We start from the raw sequence: 16,506 nt of genomic DNA on the forward strand, positions 1-16,506 counted from the left end.
GATCCGGCTCGCCGCTCCCTATTTGATAACCCGATGTTACTTGGAAATCAGGCAGCTTCCGCCGGCTGCGCGATACTGTTCGCAAAGGGCTGCTGCCTCATCCTTCGAGCCGACCGGGATGCGGACACGGTAGAAAGTGCCCTTGCCGGCGATATCGGCCCTGCGGATCTCATGGGCGCGGCCAGCAAGCACGCCGGCGAATTTCTTCGACAGGTTTGCGTAAGATTTATTGGCCTCGTCTTCCGACGGCAGCGAAGCGATCTGGAGGCCGTAGCCGCCGGCGGAACCGGCTTGCTGCGGCTGGGCGGCGGCCGGCGTTGCCGAGGCGACCTGCGTCGGCTTCGGCTGCTGCGCGGGGGTGCGGACATTGCCCTTATCGGTAACCGTGCCAACGACGTTGACAGGCTGATCGGCCGGACGGGCGATCGGAACCGGGGCCGTATCGGCGATCGTTGCCGTCTTGACCGGCCGTACCGGCGCATCGACCGGTGCGGGATTTGCCGCCTGCTCATCGGCAGTTGCGGCAGGCGACGGCTGCGTCGGCGCGGTTTGAACTGGTGCTGCAGAACGCGCATCGACGGAAGCAATCTCGGCGCTTGCCGGGAAGCTCGCAGCCGTTCCGGCCACCGGCGGTGCGATCGGGGCCGATGGCGCAGACGGGGCGGACTGCGCCGTTACTGGCGGCTGGCCAGACGGCATCGGCTGAGCAGGCGCGGCCGGCTGGTCGACCGGCGCGGACTCCTCGCGGGCGACCAGCGTGCCGTCAGGCTTGACGATCATCGTGCGGACCTTGCGCGGCGAAACGGATGGCGTCTTGTCGGCGTCGCTGGCGGAAGCGTCGTCGGCGTTGGCGTGGTTCGGCAACAGACGCGGATCCTCCGTCTCACCAACCGCGGTCGGCGTGACCCGATCGTCAGCGCCGGCGTTCTCGTCATCCTCCGGCAATGCCTCCGGCGTCAAGGTGCGCTGGACAACATCGACCGGGGCCTCGTCCGAGGAGACGAGCGCCTTCTGCTTCGGCTCCTCGGCAGAACCCGCAACGCGGTCGTAGACGGCCTTATCCTGGTTCGGAACCGTCTTGCCACCGGGATTTTCCGGAACGACCTTGATGGGCTCCTTGTCGGCCGTGATCACACGCGGCTCGCCGGACGCGACAATGCCGAGCCCTTCGCCGTTCCAGACGGAGGAATAGACGCCATAACCGACGCCAGCGAAGACCACCAGCATGACGGCGCCGGCCAGCAGCCGGCGCATCGACCGAGCGCGGCTGAAATCAGCGGCCTGGCTTGCCGACTCGATGTGGACCTCGGAGGTTTCCCGGCGCTCGACCGGCTCGCGCACGCTGCGGCGGAAATCTTCCTCCAGCGCCCGTTCGAAATCGTCGAGACCGTCGGCAATGGTCGGCTTGACCGGCGTTGCCGCAGCGGCAGCCATATTACGGGCGGACGCCGCCGTTTCGCGCGGTTTGGCCGGCTCGAAAAAGCTCGCGATCTCTGCATCGAGATCGAAATCGAAATCCGCGGTTTTCGCGACCGGAGCGGGCTGCTCGACCGGCGGCAGCGTCGGCACATGCATATCGTCCACCGTCTCGGGACGATCCTCCGGATCGGAGATCATCGCCGGATCGAAGGGCAGATCTTCGGTCGATTCAGCGGCGGACGCCTCTCCGGCAGGTGCCCAGTTGAAAACCGGAGCCGGAGCTGGGACCGGCTGCTCGGAAACCAGGGCCGACGCGGGCTGCGCCGGGACAGCGGCCTGCGGGTACTCAGGCGTTGCCTGCTCCGGCGCGGCGGGCGCCGGCTGTGCCTTTGGCTGCGGCGCAGGCTCGGCTGCTTCGGAAAAATCGAGATCGGCAAGTTCCAGCTCGATACCGGCGAGGTCCAGTTCGAAATCGTGGCCCGCGAAGGGATCATCGGCTTCCGGCGCGGGCTGCGGCGCCGGTGAATAGGCCGTTGAGACAGGTTGAGACGCGACAGGTCTTGCGGCTTCGCCAGCATAGGCAGGCGCCATTTCGATCGGAGCTGAGAGGACCGGTAGGGGCGCGATCGCCTCGGGCTGAACCGGTGCGGCAGCGACCGGGTCGACTTCGACGGGAGCGGGCTCCGGCGAAGCCGGCGCCAGATTAGCGCGCTGCAATACCGGGCGGGGCACGGGATAGCGCGAGACGTCGGCCAGCAGGTCGTCGACATCGAAGGTGCCGGCGATATGCGGAACTTCCTGTCCGACCTCAGTCAGCGCGGCATCGGCCTGGATCTCGCCCTCGATGGCGGCCGCGAGATCGAAACCAGCATCGGAGCCGAACTCTTCCAGATCATCCTCGACTTCAACGAATTCCTCGGCTCCAGCAGTTTCTTGCGACGCAATTGCCTCATCGTGGCGATCGAGCTCAGCGGGAAAGCCGAACGACGGCGCCGCGGATTCGAACTCCTCCAGAGGTTCGACAGCGGCGGCGGGCGCCGGCTGCTCGATCACGGGCTCCGGCTCCGCCGAGGCAAGATCGGCAACGACTGCTTCAGCCACCGGTTCAGCGACTGGTTCAGCCGCAGGCGCAGCAACTGCTTCGGCGGCCGGCTCAACCGCTGCCACCGGCTCCTCACGTTTGGGGGCGTGGAAATTGGCGAGCGGCAACCTGATGCTGGCGGCCGACCATTGCGGGGTTTTGGCGGGCTGCGCCAGCGAAGAGATCGGCGCCGCACCGATCGACAGTTCGAGTTCCTCGATCAGGTCGCGGGCGCCGCCGAAAGCGGTATGGACCGACACCTCGGAAACAGGATCTGCGGACAGCTGCGGCTGACCGGCCGCCGGGTCGGCAGCGGCTACGTCCCAGTTTCTTGCCGGAGGTCGGGCAGCTTCTTCTGCGGCGACGGGACCAACGGAGACGGGCTCCGGAACATCCACGCTTACGGCAGCGGGAGAAGCATCGAGAACGGGCTCGACATAGTCTTCGGAAGTGATGCCATCGGAGATCGGCTCGGCCGGCCGATCGAGTTCGGCCAGCGGACGTGGTGAATCGTATCGATCGAATTCTCGCCCGAGCTCATCCTCCAGATCGAAGGCAGGTTCGCGCCGGGCGGCGTCGCTTACGGTATTCGCTGCAACACGCGGCTCGAAACCGACAATCCGGGCAAGTTCAGCCAACGGATCGTCGTCCGCAAACAGATCGTCTTTTCCGCGCGTATCATACGCAAATTGTTTCTCAGCCATGCCTATCCCACTCGCAAACGCCAACGCTCAAATGCCAGCGCATTGTGGGTAAATGGTGACGTTATCGCATTTCGTCGGGTGCGGCAGTGCCTGTAATAGCAAGTCCCGACTTTAAAACCGACGCGACGGCGTACACCAGCCCAAGTCTGGCAATACTTGATTCTCGGTTTTTATCATTAACAAATCGTAATTCCGGCTGATCTTTACCTTTATTCCAGTGCGCGTGGAACGCACTGGCGAGATCGTAGAGGTAAAATGCAATGCGATGCGGCTCCTGCGACTGGGCGGCCGCCTCGACGATACGCGGGAATTCGGCAAGCTTGGCGACGAGCTGCAATTCGGCCGGATCGCCAACGCCAGCAACGGCTTTCGCAAGATCCTCGGGCGAAGCATCGAGGCCGGGAAAAGCCTCTCTTGCCTGCCGGAAGACCGACATGCAGCGGGCATGCGCATACTGCACGTAAAAAACAGGATTATCCTTCGACTGCTCCGTCACCTTGGCGAAATCGAAGTCGAGCGGCTCGGAATTCTTGCGATAAAGCATCATGAACCGGACCGAATCACGGCCGACTTCCTCGACGACGTCCCGAAGCGTGACGAAATCGCCCGAACGTTTCGACATCTTCACCGGCTCGCCATTGCGATAGAGCTTGACGAGCTGGCAGAGCAGCACCGTCAGCTTCGCCTTGCCCTCCGAAACGGCGCGTGCAACCGCTTCCAGGCGCTTGACGTAGCCGCCATGGTCGGCGCCAAGCACATAGATCATCTCGTCGAAACCACGATCGAACTTGTTCTTGAAGTAGGCGACGTCGGCGGCGAAATAGGTGTAGGCGCCGTCCGACTTGATCAGCGGCCGGTCCATGTCGTCGCCCACCTCGGTCGAGCGGAACAGTGTCTGCTCGCGATCTTCCCAGTCTTCCGGAAGCTGGCCCTTCGGCGGCGGCAGCGTGCCCTTGTAGACGTAACCCTTGAAGGTCAGGTCGTTGATCGCCGTGCGGATCGCCGCCGCTCCATTGGCATGCAGGGTCCGCTCGGAAAAGAAGATGTCGTGATGGACGTTCAGCGCCGCCAGATCTTCGCGGATCATGACCATCATCGCGTCTATGGTGCGATCCTTGACGATCGGCATCCACTGCTCCTCCGGCATATTGTGCAACCGGACGCCGTAATCGGCGGCAAGCGACTGGCCGACGGGCACGAGATAGTCACCCGGATAGAGACCCGACGGGATTTCGCCGATCCGTTCACCCAGCGCTTCGCGATAACGCAGAAAGACCGACCGGGCGAGCACGTCGATCTGCGAGCCGGCGTCGTTGATATAATATTCCTTCTCGACGCCGTAACCGGCAAAGGCGAGCAGGTTGGCGAGCGCATCGCCGACCACGGCGCCGCGGCAATGCCCGACATGCATCGGGCCGGTCGGATTGGCCGAGACATATTCGACGTTGACCTTGCGACCTTGGCCTAGGGTCGAGCGGCCATAGTCGGTGCCGGCGCCGATCATCGAGGCGAGCAGCCGTTGCCAATAGCGGACGGCGAGACGGATGTTGATGAAACCCGGACCTGCGACCGAGACATCGGCGACGTCGGCATCCTCCTTGAGCTTGGCGATTATGACGTCCGCAAGGGCGCGAGGATTGGTGCCGAGCGGCTTTGCCAGCACCATCGCGGCATTGGTCGCAACATCGCCATGACTCGCATCGCGCGGCGGTTCGACTGTGATGCGGCCGAAATCGAGCTCAGATCGCTTTTCCCTGACCAGATCAATCTGTTCAAGGGCGGTTTTGATCCTGGCTTCGAAGTCGGTAAAAAGGTTCATCGCACTCTTCCATGCATAGGCTGTGCCAAAGGCGCAAATCGGCCTTCGGCGGGCGACCGCTGCCTATCGCAAATCCGGAGTGTGGTCAAACAATCGCCTGTGGGCACTGATCGCATAGGTGTCGGTCATGCCGGCGAGGTAGTCGCCGACATGGCGAGCCTTCGGCGCATCGGCGAGCCCGGCGATATGATCGACCCAGTAATGGCTCTGCATCTCCTTGGGACTGGCCATGTAGGCGGCAAAGAGATCCGTGACGATCTGGGCAGCACCGGCACGGATCCGCATGATATCGGGATTGCGGTAGATGCGCTTGAAGAGCATCGCCTTGATCTGCCTGTCGGTTTCGGCCATCTCTTCGGAAAAGGTGGCGATAACCCGGTCGGCGCCGCGGATGTCGGCTGCACTCTCAGGACGAAGAAGTGAAAGGCGCTCCTGCGCGACGCCGATAACGTCCTCGACCATGCGGGTGATCTGGCGGCGCATGATCTCGTGGGTGAAACGGCTCGGTTCCAGATGCGGATAGCGCCCCCTCACCTCGGCCATCAACTCGGCGAGAAAGGGAATTTCCTCCAGCATGTCGAAACTCAGATAGCCGGAGCGCAGGCCGTCGTCGATATCATGGGTGTTATAGGCGATGTCGTCGGCGATCGCCGCAACCTGGGCCTCGAGGCTGGCATAGGTGCCCAGTTCGAGATCGTGCAGTTCGCAATAATCGAGGATCGGCTGCGGAACCGGGCCGTGCGTGCCCACACCATCTGGCGTCAGCATTGGACCATTATGCTTGACGAGACCTTCGAGACTTTCCCATGTCAGATTGATGCCGTCGAATTCGGCATACCGCCGCTCGAGCTTGGTCACGATGCGCAGCGATTGGGCATTGTGGTCAAAGCCACCATAGAGCAGCAGTACCTCGTGCAGCGCGTCCTCGCCGGTATGGCCGAACGGCGTGTGGCCGAAATCGTGCACCAGCGCCACGCCCTCGGACAGATCCTCGTCGAGTTTCAGGGCGCGGGCAAGCGCACGGGCAATCTGCGCCACCTCGATCGTATGCGTCAGCCGGGTGCGGTAGTGATCGCCGTCCTGGGCGATGAAGACCTGGGTCTTGTGCTTCAGCCGGCGGAAGGCGGTGGTATGGACTATGCGGTCGCGGTCGCGTTGGAAATCGGAGCGAGTCGGGCTGCTGTCTTCCGGATAGAGACGCCCACGCGTCGTCCACGGGTCTGCCGCATAGACCGCCCTTTCGCTGCCGCCGAAACCCAAAGCTCGCCTGTCAATCGTCATTCTTCACCGTCATTCTGCCTGTTGCCGCATCTGCCCATTGACGCCGCTTTGCCCTCTTCATACCTATAGCCCGAGGAAACGGCAAAGAGGCGCTCTCCCGACCGCTTCGGCGCGTCATGGTCTTTTTGCGAAGATCATGCTAAGTTCCTTTGATATCAGGCATTTGAACATTTGAGTGCCGAAACCCATTCTCTCCGGATCTTGACCCCGGCAGGAGGAAATATGACGGATACGAGTGTAACTCTTTCGGATGCCGCGGCAAAGCGTATCGCCGCCATCATCAGTGCGGAGGCCGGCAAGAGCGCGCTGCGCGTTTCCGTTGAAGGCGGCGGCTGTTCGGGCTTTTCCTACAAGTTTGACCTTGCCGACAGCGCTGAGGATGACGACATCGTCGTCGAAAAAGACGACGCGAAGGTGCTGATCGACAGCCTGTCGCTCGTCTATATGGCAGGTTCCGAGATCGACTTTGTCGACAATCTGCTTGGCCAATCCTTCCAGATCAAGAACCCGAACGCGGTGGCAAGTTGCGGCTGCGGCACCAGCTTCTCGATCTGAATATCCGAGCGCAGAACGTTGTCCCCAACGACGGTCGGAGGAATTGCTTCCGGCCGGTTTATTGGCTTGTCCAGCGGCGAAAGACCGCGATAAAAGGAGCGCACTAAAGCGCGTCGCGATCTTTCAGACTCGCTTGCCACGCTTTAGGTCTTTGATTTTCCGCATGTCGTGAATCGCAAAAACGGCCGCACACTTTTGCGCGACATGCCCTAGCGAACGGGACAGAGCATGAAGATCGCGACCTGGAACATCAACGGCGTCAAGGCGCGCATCGACAATCTCACACAATGGCTCAAGGATTCCGATCCCGATGTCGTCTGCCTGCAGGAGATCAAGACGATCGACGAAGGCTTCCCCCGGCTGGAGATCGAAGCGCTCGGCTATCATGTCGAGACGCACGGCCAGAAGGGATTCAACGGCGTCGCGATCCTCTCCAAGACTTCACCTTTTGAGGTCAACCGCGGCCTGCCCGGCGACCCGCTGGACGAACAGGCGCGTTTCCTAGAAGCGGTGTTCACGCTGCCCGACACGCGCATCCTGCGCGTCTGCTGCATCTATCTCCCGAACGGCAATCCCGTCGACACCGAGAAATACCCCTACAAGCTCGCCTGGATGGAGCGCCTGAGGAGCTTTGCGGCCGAACGGCTGGCCTATGAAGAGATGCTGGTGCTTGCCGGCGATTACAACGTCATTCCTGAACCGCACGACTGCTTCGATCCCAGGGTCTGGGAAAGCGATGCGCTGTTCCTGCCGCAGACGCGGCAGGCATTCCGCAGACTTGAAAATCTCGGCTTGACCGATGCGGTGCGCGCGACGACGGATGCGACGCGGCTCTATTCCTTCTGGGACTATCAGGCGGGTGCATGGCCGAAGAACAACGGCATCCGCATCGACCATCTGCTGCTGTCACCCGAAGCAGCCGACCGGATGACGTCGGCAACTATCGAAAAACATGTGCGGGCGTGGGAAAAGCCGTCCGACCACGTACCGGTGATCGCCTATTTCGATTTCGCGGCCTGAGATCCGAGCACTTGGCAGAGCGTCATTTCAGAGACGCGGTGGAGGATGCGCGGGCTGAATGCCGCGTGGCGCTGAGTGGTAGGTTTCAGTCAGAACCGCTCGAAATGGCGTGCGACAGCGAAACAGCCGTGCGACGGTCGGCCTCGTTGGCAACCGAGAAGGCCTGCTCCTGCAGCGCTTCCATCCAGCCGCAATCCTTCGGCTTGCAGCGGTCGAGGGCGGCGGTCATCAGCGCGAGACCGCGGGCCGTCTGGCCTTCGTCGAAAAGGATGTTTCCGAAAACCGCCATGGCGCCGGGATGGCCACTCTTACGGGCCTGGTTCAACCACTTTTTCGCCTGCTGCGGGCTGGCACTACCGCCCTCGCCGGCCAGCATCATCTGCGCCAGCTGGAACTGTGCCTCGGGAACGCCGAAGGTGGAGGCCACCTGGAAATAGAGCTGGCGCGCCTGAGTGAGATCGATCTTCACCGGGCTGCCGGCAATACCGTGCTTGTAGTAGTTGGCGAGCGAGAGAAGCGCGTTGACGAAGAAACCCGTGTCTTCCGAGCCGGGTTCGACACCCTGCTGGGCAATCTCACTATAGATCTTGAAGGCTTCGAAATCGTCCTGGGTGACGCCGTCGCCGTCGGCATACATGTTGGCGAGCGCCCAGCGCGAACCGGTATGGCCCTTTTCGGCGGCGTATTTGTAGGCCTCGACCGCCTCCTCCTTCTGACCGTTTTTGTAGGCCTTGAAGCCGAACTTGAAGAGGTCGAAAGGGCCGGATTCCTTGCTGACGTCGCTCTTGATGTCGAAAGCGAGAACCGGACCGGACAGCGCCATGGCCACCCACATGCCCATCAGCATGATTTTGAACAATTTGAACTCGGACGTTACCATTTCAACCGATTTCTTTCGCTCATCGCCCGCAGCCGGCGCTGACGCCGGGCATACCACCGATGTATTCCTTCGAGGCGAGCGATCCCGCGGCGAGCTCCATGGCCCCTTTGCCCGCGTCGCTTCCAGCCCATTGGCCTCTTTCGAGAGGCCGAATTTTCAGCATCTCATTCAGGACCACCCGGCTCGCGGCATGGCCCGACTGTAATCTTCCTGGCACCCCGTCGGCGGGCGCGGCATCCGCCTTCCCGCCTTTATCGCATTCGTAAATAGCAAATGTGACCAAACCGGTATCGACATCTGCCGCTAAGCCCGCCTGACTATGCGAACGGACAGATAACGACGGCAATGAATGGATCGACGGCATGATCGTGAGGTCGAATTTACGGTCGCAATAGCCTTGCCCGGAAAGAGAAACGGCCGCAATCACGCGGCTGTCGCCACTTGCGCCGTACGATCTGGTGTTACCGGAAAAAAATCGACCCATGCTACTGATTACACGCACCGTAAGTCTGCCATCACCTCGCCCGCAATACCGCTGCGCTCTCTTTGTGGCGGGAAATGGACAAATTCGCCCCATCGCCACCATACGCCATTCATCGTAAAAAACTGTTGCTGAATCGTCACAAAACGAGACCAGCAAATGACATGATTAACGGGCCGCGCACAAAGAAAAGCCCGGCAGTGCCGGGCTCTCAATTCTTCAAATCAGGAATTTAGAACTTGATCTTTATGCTTGTCGACAGTGCAGCGACCAGATCGTCATCGAAGGAGTAGGAAACATCATCTCCGTATGTGACGCCATTCCGGGTCACAGCACCAGACGAACCGCTCGTCAACACGCCCACGGCACCGGCAAAGCGCCATTCGATATGTTCGGTCGGTGTGTAGGCTGCACCGAGCCCCAGCGTCCAGCTGTCTGTCTGCGCGCCATACCCCTGGCTGGTGCCGCGGTCCCATGTCAGGCTGACTGCACCGGCCCATTGTTCATTGAATTTGTGGCCGACACCGCCGGAGATCGTCCAACCATCACGATAAAGGAGGTCGAGCGAGGTTAGACCACCCGCGGGGCAAGGCAAGCCGTTGGTCGGGCAGAATGCTACCGACTGCAGGACGCTCCAATTCGTCCATTTAACCGATCCGAATGCAAGCCAATCCGGAGCGATACCGCTTTGCAGCTTCAGCTCCAGCGAATCCGGAGCTTCGGCGGAACCGGAAACTGGTGTGACCAGGCCCCCATATAGCGGCACAACCGGAACTTGACGGAGATCAACAGTCCCGGACAGGTCATCGTACTTGACGCGACTGTTATAGACGAGGCTCGCGCGCATCGCATATTCCGGAATCTCGTAAGCAAGACCGGCGCGCCAGCCCCAACCGCTATCGTCGATATCCAGACGACCGACGCCAGTTCCAGTCCCGAGCAGAAGCGGAAGCGTTGAAACCAGACGTTCCTTGAAGCCTTCGACTTCCTGATAAAAAGCGCCGCCAATGAAGCGAAGCTGCCCAGGACCGACATCAAAACGATAGGAGCAGGTGCCGCCATAGTTCCGTGTTTTGATCTCTGTCTCAATGTTATCGTTGGCGCCGGCCCAATTCATGCCGGGGTCGGTGTGTGCGCCGAAGGGCTCCGAATAGTCAACGAGGCAGTCGACCGCATCGCCAAAACCAGCCTTAAAACCAATATAGGGGATGGTGTAATTTGAGGTATCGTCAGCCGTGTCTGGACGGCTGTTCAGATTGCCGCCCCCTGTCAGTATCGACGTATTCGTGTCTCGGACATCCTTCAGCTTGCGCTGCGGCGTGACGTAAGTCACGCCCGACTGAAATGAGAAAGGCGACGTATCGAACAGCTGATCGATGTTATAGCCGCCGCGCTCCAGGCCGCCGGCAAAGGACGGCGAGGCAAGCGACGAAAGAAGAACGAGCGACGTTACGCCCTTGGAAAACATACGCGATGCCATTGTGTCTCCCCCACTCCAGCAATTGATGTACGCCACTTTAGTAAGCGTTCGCTCGACATGGCAACGCGCCCCACGGCGGCGCTCCCAGGCATTGCAGTGGCTAACTTACGTAAAGAAATTGACGGACACGTCAAAAAATCTGGTTAATAAAATTCTATTCTAGAGCCATCGATTTTGAGACGGTCTTTTGGGTTTTCATTCCAAACAGTGCAGAAGCTGTATCAATCCGACAACAGTGACAGTTTTCACCAAAGGGATACCCCTAAAGCCAAAATCCACAGGCTCAGCGCCTCAAATCAGCCCCGCTCAAGACCGAATCAGGCGTTCCCCAAACGACGAAAGACGCGCCCCGAAGCAGGCGCGTCTTTGAAATAACTTACCAAAATCGACAATGAAACTTATCCGGCTTCGCTGACCCTGGAAAGCGCGGTATTCAAGCTGGCGATCTGCCCCTTCAACTCATCGAGACGCTCGCGCTCGGCCTCGACCACCTCGGGATTGGCGTTGGCGACGAACTTCTCGTTGGAAAGCTTGCCATTGATGCGGGCGATTTCTCCATCCATCTTGGCAATCGCCTTTTCCAGGCGGGCCCTTTCGGCAGCAAGGTCGATCAGATTGCCGAGCGGCAGGCAGACGGTGGCTTCGGCGACGACAATCTGGGCCGCGCCCTTCGGCGCATCGTCGGATAGTGATATCGCTTCCACGCGGGCAAGCCGCTTGATGGCGGCGTCGTGGCGGAACAGCCTTTCGCGCGTGAGATTGTTGGCCTTGACGACGACCAGCGGGGCGGTCGCCGACGGCGGCACGTTCATTTCGGCGCGCACGGAGCGGATGCCGGAGACGAGGTCGATCAGCCAATTGATCTCGTCGGCAGCCGCGTCATCCGCATAGGACGGCGCCGGCCATTCGGCATGGCAGACCAGCGTGTCGCGTTCCTTGCCTTCGCCTGCGGTATGCGCCCAAAGCTCTTCGGTCATGAAGGGCATGAAGGGGTGCAAAAGCTTGTAGATCTCTTCGAGAATATAGGCGCTGCAGGCCTGGGCTTCGGCCTTGGCGCCCTCGTCATCGCCATTGAAGACCGGCTTCAGAAGCTCGAGATACCAGTCGCAGACTTCGTTCCAGACGAAACGGTAGAGCGCGCCGGCCGCATCGTTGAAGCGGAAGGCTTCAAGCGCTTCCGTAACGTCACGTTCCGTACGGGCAAGCTCCGTAAGGATCCAGCGGTTGATGGTAAGCTCGGCCGCCTCCGGCACGAAATGCGGATCGCTCTTGGCGCCGTTCATCTCGGCAAAACGCGTGGCGTTCCAGAGCTTGGTGCCGAAATTACGGTAGCCGGCGATGCGGGCCGGATCAAGCTTCACATCGCGGCCCTGTGCGGCCATGATCGCCAGGGTGAAGCGCAGTGCGTCGGCACCGTATTCGTCGATCAGTTCCAGGGGGTCGATGACGTTGCCCTTCGACTTCGACATCTTCTGCCCGTTCTTATCGCGCACCAGTGCGTGAATATAGATCGTATGAAAAGGTTCGACGGGATCGCCATTCTCGTCCTTCATGAAATGCAGGCCCATCTGCATCATGCGAACGACCCAGAACGGGATGATATCGAAACCGGTGACGAGGACATTCGTCGGGTAGTAACGCGCAAGTTCCGGCGTCTCGTCGGGCCAGCCGAGTGTCGAGAAAGGCCAGAGCGCAGAAGAGAACCAGGTGTCGAGCACGTCCTCGTCCCGCGTCAGGATTTCGCCAGGCTTGAAGTTTTCGAGCAGGTCCTCGACATAGGCCTTCATCGGCCCTTCATGCGAGAGGTAATGCTGGATCGCCGCCTGCAGCGCCTCCTCCTCGGTCTTTTCGACGAAGACTTGGCCGTCAGGACCGTACCAAGCGGGAATCTGATGGCCCCACCAGAGCTGGCGAGAGATACACCACGGTTCGATGTTCTCCAGCCAATTGAAATAAGTGTTTTCCCAGTTCCTGGGAATAAACCTGGTTCTTCCCTCGCGAACGGACTCCAGGGCAGGCTGCCCCAATGTCTTGTTGTCGACAAACCATTGTTCCGTCAGCCGCGGCTCGATCGGCACGCCGCCGCGGTCGCCATGCGGGACCATATGCTTGTGCGGTTCGATCTTGTCGACAAGGCCGGCCTCTTCGAAGATCTCGACGATCACCTTGCGCGCATGGAACCGGTCCTGCCCTTCCAGACGGTCCCAGGCGCCATGCAGTGCCGCGGGATTGTCGAGACCTTCAAGGAAATCCTCATTATCCTTGATGGCAATGGTGCCATCGATATTCATGACGTTGATCGCACGCAGCTTCGCGCGCTTGCCGACTTCGAAGTCGTTGAAATCATGGGCCGGCGTAATCTTCACCGCGCCTGTGCCGGCTGTCGGATCAGCATAGGAATCGGCGACGATCGGTATCCTGCGGCCGACGATCGGCAGGATGACATGCTTGCCGATGATCGGCTTGTAACGCTCGTCTTCGGGGTTCACGGCAACGCCGGTATCGCCGAGCATCGTCTCCGGCCGCGTCGTGGCGACGACGATATAGTCCCGCGTCTCGAACGCAGTCGGCTTGCCTTCCTCGTCGAAGGCGATCGGATATTGATAGGTGACACCCGGCTCGAGCGGATAGCGCAGATGCCAGAGATGGCCCTTCACCTCGTGTTGCTCGACCTCCATGTCGGAAATCGCCGTCAGGAGTTTTGGGTCCCAATTGACAAGGCGCTTGTCCTTGTAAATCAGGCCTTCCTTATAGAGCGTAACGAAAACCTCGAGAACGGCCTGCGACAGGCCTTCGTCCATGGTGAAGCGCTCGCGTGACCAGTCGCAGGAGGCGCCGAGGCGCTTCAGCTGGTTGAAGATCAGGCCGCCCGATTCTGCCTTCCATTCCCAAATCTTGTCGATGAAGGCCTCGCGGCCCATCTCGCGGCGGCCCGGCAGCTGCTGCTCCATCAGCTTGCGTTCGACGACCATCTGGGTGGCGATGCCGGCGTGATCCATGCCCGGCTGCCAGAGCACGTCCTTGCCGCGCATGCGCTCGAAGCGCACCATGATGTCCTGCAGCGTATTGTTGAGCGCATGCCCCATATGGAGCGAGCCGGTGACATTCGGCGGCGGGATCACGATGGTGAAGGTCTCGGCCCCCGGTTTGGCGTTCGCGCCGGCGCGGAAGGCATCCGCCTCATCCCATTTCGCGGCGATTTTCGGTTCGACGGCAGCGGAATCATAGGTCTTGTCGAGCATTTTCTGACCAATTTCGAGGTTCGAGGATGGGCGTTTGTAAATAGGATGGCCACGACCAAGTCAATAAAAAAGCCGCCCCGGAGACCGGAGCGGCTTTTCCAGGAAAAATCAATCCGATCAGCGGCGCGGGCCGCGCGCCACGCGCTCGATTTCCTCGCGCACCAGCCGTTCGACCAAAGTTGGCAGATTGTCATCAAGCCATTCACGCAGCATCGGGCGCAGCATGTCCTCGGCAATCTCGTCCAGCGAGCGGCGCTCGGCGCCGTCGATCGCCGCGGCAAGCTCCTCGAAGGAGCGGCTGATCTGCAGACCGGCGTCTTCCGAAAGCAGTGACGGCTGGGTCTCGTCGACAACGCTCGGGAGGAAACGCTCGGTCGACGAAGTAGCGGACTCCAAAGCCGGTGGCGCAGTTTCGGCGGCAGCAGCGGCTTGCTCGGCGACGGCGACACGCGGTGTTTCGGCATGCGTCGGTTCTGGCGGCTGTTGGACGGGAACAGAGGAAACGAGTGCTGCGGCAGCGGCAAAAGCGGGCCGTGTCGGCTGCGGCTGCGGACTTGCAGCGCGCGGGGGCTCCGGCATCACGGCCGGCTGCGGCTCCGGCTGGCGGAAGCCGCTCGGAATTTCGCGCAAGGCTTGACCGGCCTGCACGGCGCTGCGCTCGGAGGCGGCGCGCACGCGGGCTGCGACATCGGCAAGCGACAGCGCGCGGGCCGGGGCTTCGGTCTCAGGGGCGGTGCCGGCCGAATTGGCGGCGACGAAACGTGGATCGGACGAGCGCATGGCCGGTTCGGGAAACTCCACGCCGGCATAGGTGTCATCCACCGTCAGATGGATTTCGGAGCCGTTTTCGTCGTCGTCGGCGCCGTAAACCGGCGGCACGGAAGCTGAAATCGCCTTGCCGGCGCCGGGTTCATTGCTTTCGATGATCTGGCGGATGGAGGCCAGAATTTCTTCCATGGACGGTTCACGCGCTACACTTGGCTGAGCCATATCTATCCCCGTTATCCCAACACAACGATCGGACGGTGTGGAGCGTTCATCCGAATCACCACGACCTTAGAATACCCCAGACGCGAAAAAAATCATCGAGAATCAAATGAATGCAGCCATGCACAGTTTTGTTACCGAATGCTTGCCGCCGATATTCGGAGATGGCAGCGTCAGAATAAACGATGTTTGTGAAGGCTTTTCCGCAGCACTGACAAAAACGGGCGCCAATGGCGCCCGTCGCTCGAATTCAACAGGGAGAACGGCGTCAGAAAACGAATTCGCGCGCCTTGGCGAAACCCGGCAGCGGCTTGACCGAAGCGTTGAAGAAGACGTTCTCCGAAATGGCGCCGCGCTCGGCGACGAAGACCTTGGCACGAGCGGCATTGCCATAGCCTTCGACGGTGACCAGACGCCCGCCATCGCGAAGCTGACCGAGAAGAGCGGCCGGAACCTCCTCGACCGCGCCGTTGACGAAGATCAGATCATAGGGCGCGCCGGCGGCGTAGCCCTTTTCGAGGGGGCCGGTCACAACCTCGACCTTGCCGTAGCCGGCAAGCTTTGCCTTCGCTTCGGTAGCCAGTGCCTCGTCGCATTCGAGGGCAATGACCGAGCCGGCGATGATCGACAACAGCGCCGATGTATATCCCGTGCCGCACCCGACCTCGAGCACGAAATCGTCTTTGCCGATGGCGGCCAGCTGCAGCAGCTTGGCGAGCGGCGAGGCCTCCATCAGGAAACGGGCCGGCTTGCCCGGTGCGGCGGCTGATATTTCGACGTCAGTGTCGATATAGGCGAGCAGCTTTGACTTCTCCGGCACGAAAGCCTCGCGCGGCACCGTCAGAAATGCCGTCAGCACGGAATGCGAGGTAACATCCGTGGTGCGGATTTGGGTGTCGACCATCTTTGCGCGCGCTGCTTCGAAATCCATCATGTCCTCTCGCTCTTGAAAAGCGGTTCCTGTCCCTCGTCTCTTAATCCCCGCCACGGATGCTTTCAAGGCTTGGCAGCGGTCGGCGAAAAGAATCCGCCAGGCGCCTCTTTCACGCCACAGGCGCAACGCCTGCGTGGAATGCCCAACCGCGTCATGTTATGATTTATAGAAGTAGGAGGAGCAGGCCATGTCTGCGATTTTCGAATATTTGACCCTGTTCGATTTCTTCATCCTCGCAGCGCTCATCGGTATCTTCTGCTGCGGGCTGCTGGACGGTGAAACGACCTGAGGAGGCCGAGCGCCGAAGCGCGCTGCCGCGTAGCTGGCATTGAGCCTGCGACAATCTAAGGCGGGCGACGCAAGACGTGTACGCTTGCCTGTAAAATAGCGTGCGGCCGAGCCGCCACCTCGAAAATCAGCGAGGTTTCGCAACTCTTTAGCAGACATGAGGAGAAATTGGAGGCCTCGCCCGGAATTGAACCGGGGTACAAGGATTTGCAGTCCTCTGCGTCACCACTCCGCCACGAGGCCTCACCTGTGACCGACATCGAAAAATATCGTGTGGTGGCCGCGATTTAGACCAGCTCTAGAATGAGCGCAAGACCTTTCATTCTGAATGTGAT

General features: G+C 60.7%; 11 protein-coding genes and 1 tRNA gene. 2 read left to right on the top strand and 10 right to left on the bottom strand.

Annotated elements, in window-relative coordinates; all coding sequences use genetic code 11:
- Positions 1–36: 36 nt before the first annotated feature.
- The 3 genes from J7U39_RS10250 to J7U39_RS10260 all read right to left on the bottom strand — a co-directional run bounded on the left by J7U39_RS10250 (position 37) and on the right by J7U39_RS10260 (position 6,304).
- Positions 37–3,204 carry an SPOR domain-containing protein gene (locus tag J7U39_RS10250; protein ID WP_210628130.1) on the bottom strand — a complete coding sequence of 1,056 codons (3,168 nt, stop codon included), beginning with the start codon at positions 3,202–3,204 and terminating at the stop codon, positions 37–39.
- Between the two features lie 61 nt (positions 3,205–3,265).
- Complete coding sequence (argS, locus tag J7U39_RS10255; protein WP_210628131.1) at positions 3,266–5,023, bottom strand: arginine--tRNA ligase; 1,758 nt, start codon at positions 5,021–5,023, stop codon at positions 3,266–3,268.
- Between the two features lie 63 nt (positions 5,024–5,086).
- The gene (locus J7U39_RS10260) at positions 5,087–6,304 is read right to left on the bottom strand and encodes a deoxyguanosinetriphosphate triphosphohydrolase (protein WP_210628132.1); all 1,218 of its coding nucleotides are present in this window, start codon (positions 6,302–6,304) and stop codon (positions 5,087–5,089) included.
- A gap of 222 nt (positions 6,305–6,526) precedes the next feature.
- Between J7U39_RS10260 and erpA the strand changes: the two genes are divergently transcribed.
- Positions 6,527–6,859 (top strand): iron-sulfur cluster insertion protein ErpA, encoded by a 333-nt coding sequence (gene erpA, locus J7U39_RS10265; protein ID WP_210628133.1) that lies wholly within the window; start codon positions 6,527–6,529, stop codon positions 6,857–6,859.
- A gap of 228 nt (positions 6,860–7,087) precedes the next feature.
- Entirely contained in the window at positions 7,088–7,879 is a 792-nt protein-coding gene (xth, locus tag J7U39_RS10270) for an exodeoxyribonuclease III (RefSeq protein WP_210628134.1), read from the top strand.
- An 85-nt stretch (positions 7,880–7,964) separates the two neighbouring features.
- Here the strand turns inward: xth and exoR are convergent, their stop codons facing one another.
- The 7 genes from exoR to J7U39_RS10305 all read right to left on the bottom strand — a co-directional run bounded on the left by exoR (position 7,965) and on the right by J7U39_RS10305 (position 16,414).
- The gene (gene exoR, locus J7U39_RS10275) at positions 7,965–8,759 is read right to left on the bottom strand and encodes an exopolysaccharide production regulator ExoR (protein ID WP_210628135.1); all 795 of its coding nucleotides are present in this window, start codon (positions 8,757–8,759) and stop codon (positions 7,965–7,967) included.
- A gap of 19 nt (positions 8,760–8,778) precedes the next feature.
- A complete protein-coding gene (locus tag J7U39_RS10280) occupies positions 8,779–9,261 on the bottom strand; it encodes a hypothetical protein (RefSeq protein ID WP_247241659.1) in 483 nt (160 codons plus the stop codon).
- 211 nt (positions 9,262–9,472) lie between these two features.
- The gene (locus J7U39_RS10285) at positions 9,473–10,720 is read right to left on the bottom strand and encodes an OmpP1/FadL family transporter (RefSeq protein WP_210628136.1); all 1,248 of its coding nucleotides are present in this window, start codon (positions 10,718–10,720) and stop codon (positions 9,473–9,475) included.
- Positions 10,721–11,118: 398 nt separating this feature from the next.
- Entirely contained in the window at positions 11,119–13,962 is a 2,844-nt protein-coding gene (locus J7U39_RS10290; RefSeq protein WP_210628137.1) for a valine--tRNA ligase, read from the bottom strand.
- Between the two features lie 117 nt (positions 13,963–14,079).
- Positions 14,080–14,952, bottom strand: a complete 873-nt coding sequence (locus J7U39_RS10295; protein ID WP_210628138.1) for a DUF2497 domain-containing protein — start codon at positions 14,950–14,952, stop codon at positions 14,080–14,082.
- 265 nt (positions 14,953–15,217) lie between these two features.
- Entirely contained in the window at positions 15,218–15,883 is a 666-nt protein-coding gene (locus J7U39_RS10300; RefSeq protein WP_210628139.1) for a protein-L-isoaspartate O-methyltransferase, read from the bottom strand.
- 457 nt (positions 15,884–16,340) lie between these two features.
- Positions 16,341–16,414 (bottom strand) — tRNA-Cys (locus J7U39_RS10305).
- Between the last annotated feature and the right edge of the window lie 92 nt (positions 16,415–16,506).

Source organism: Rhizobium sp. NLR16a, from assembly GCF_017948245.1.
In the GTDB taxonomy this organism is placed as follows: Bacteria; Pseudomonadota; Alphaproteobacteria; order Rhizobiales; family Rhizobiaceae; genus Rhizobium.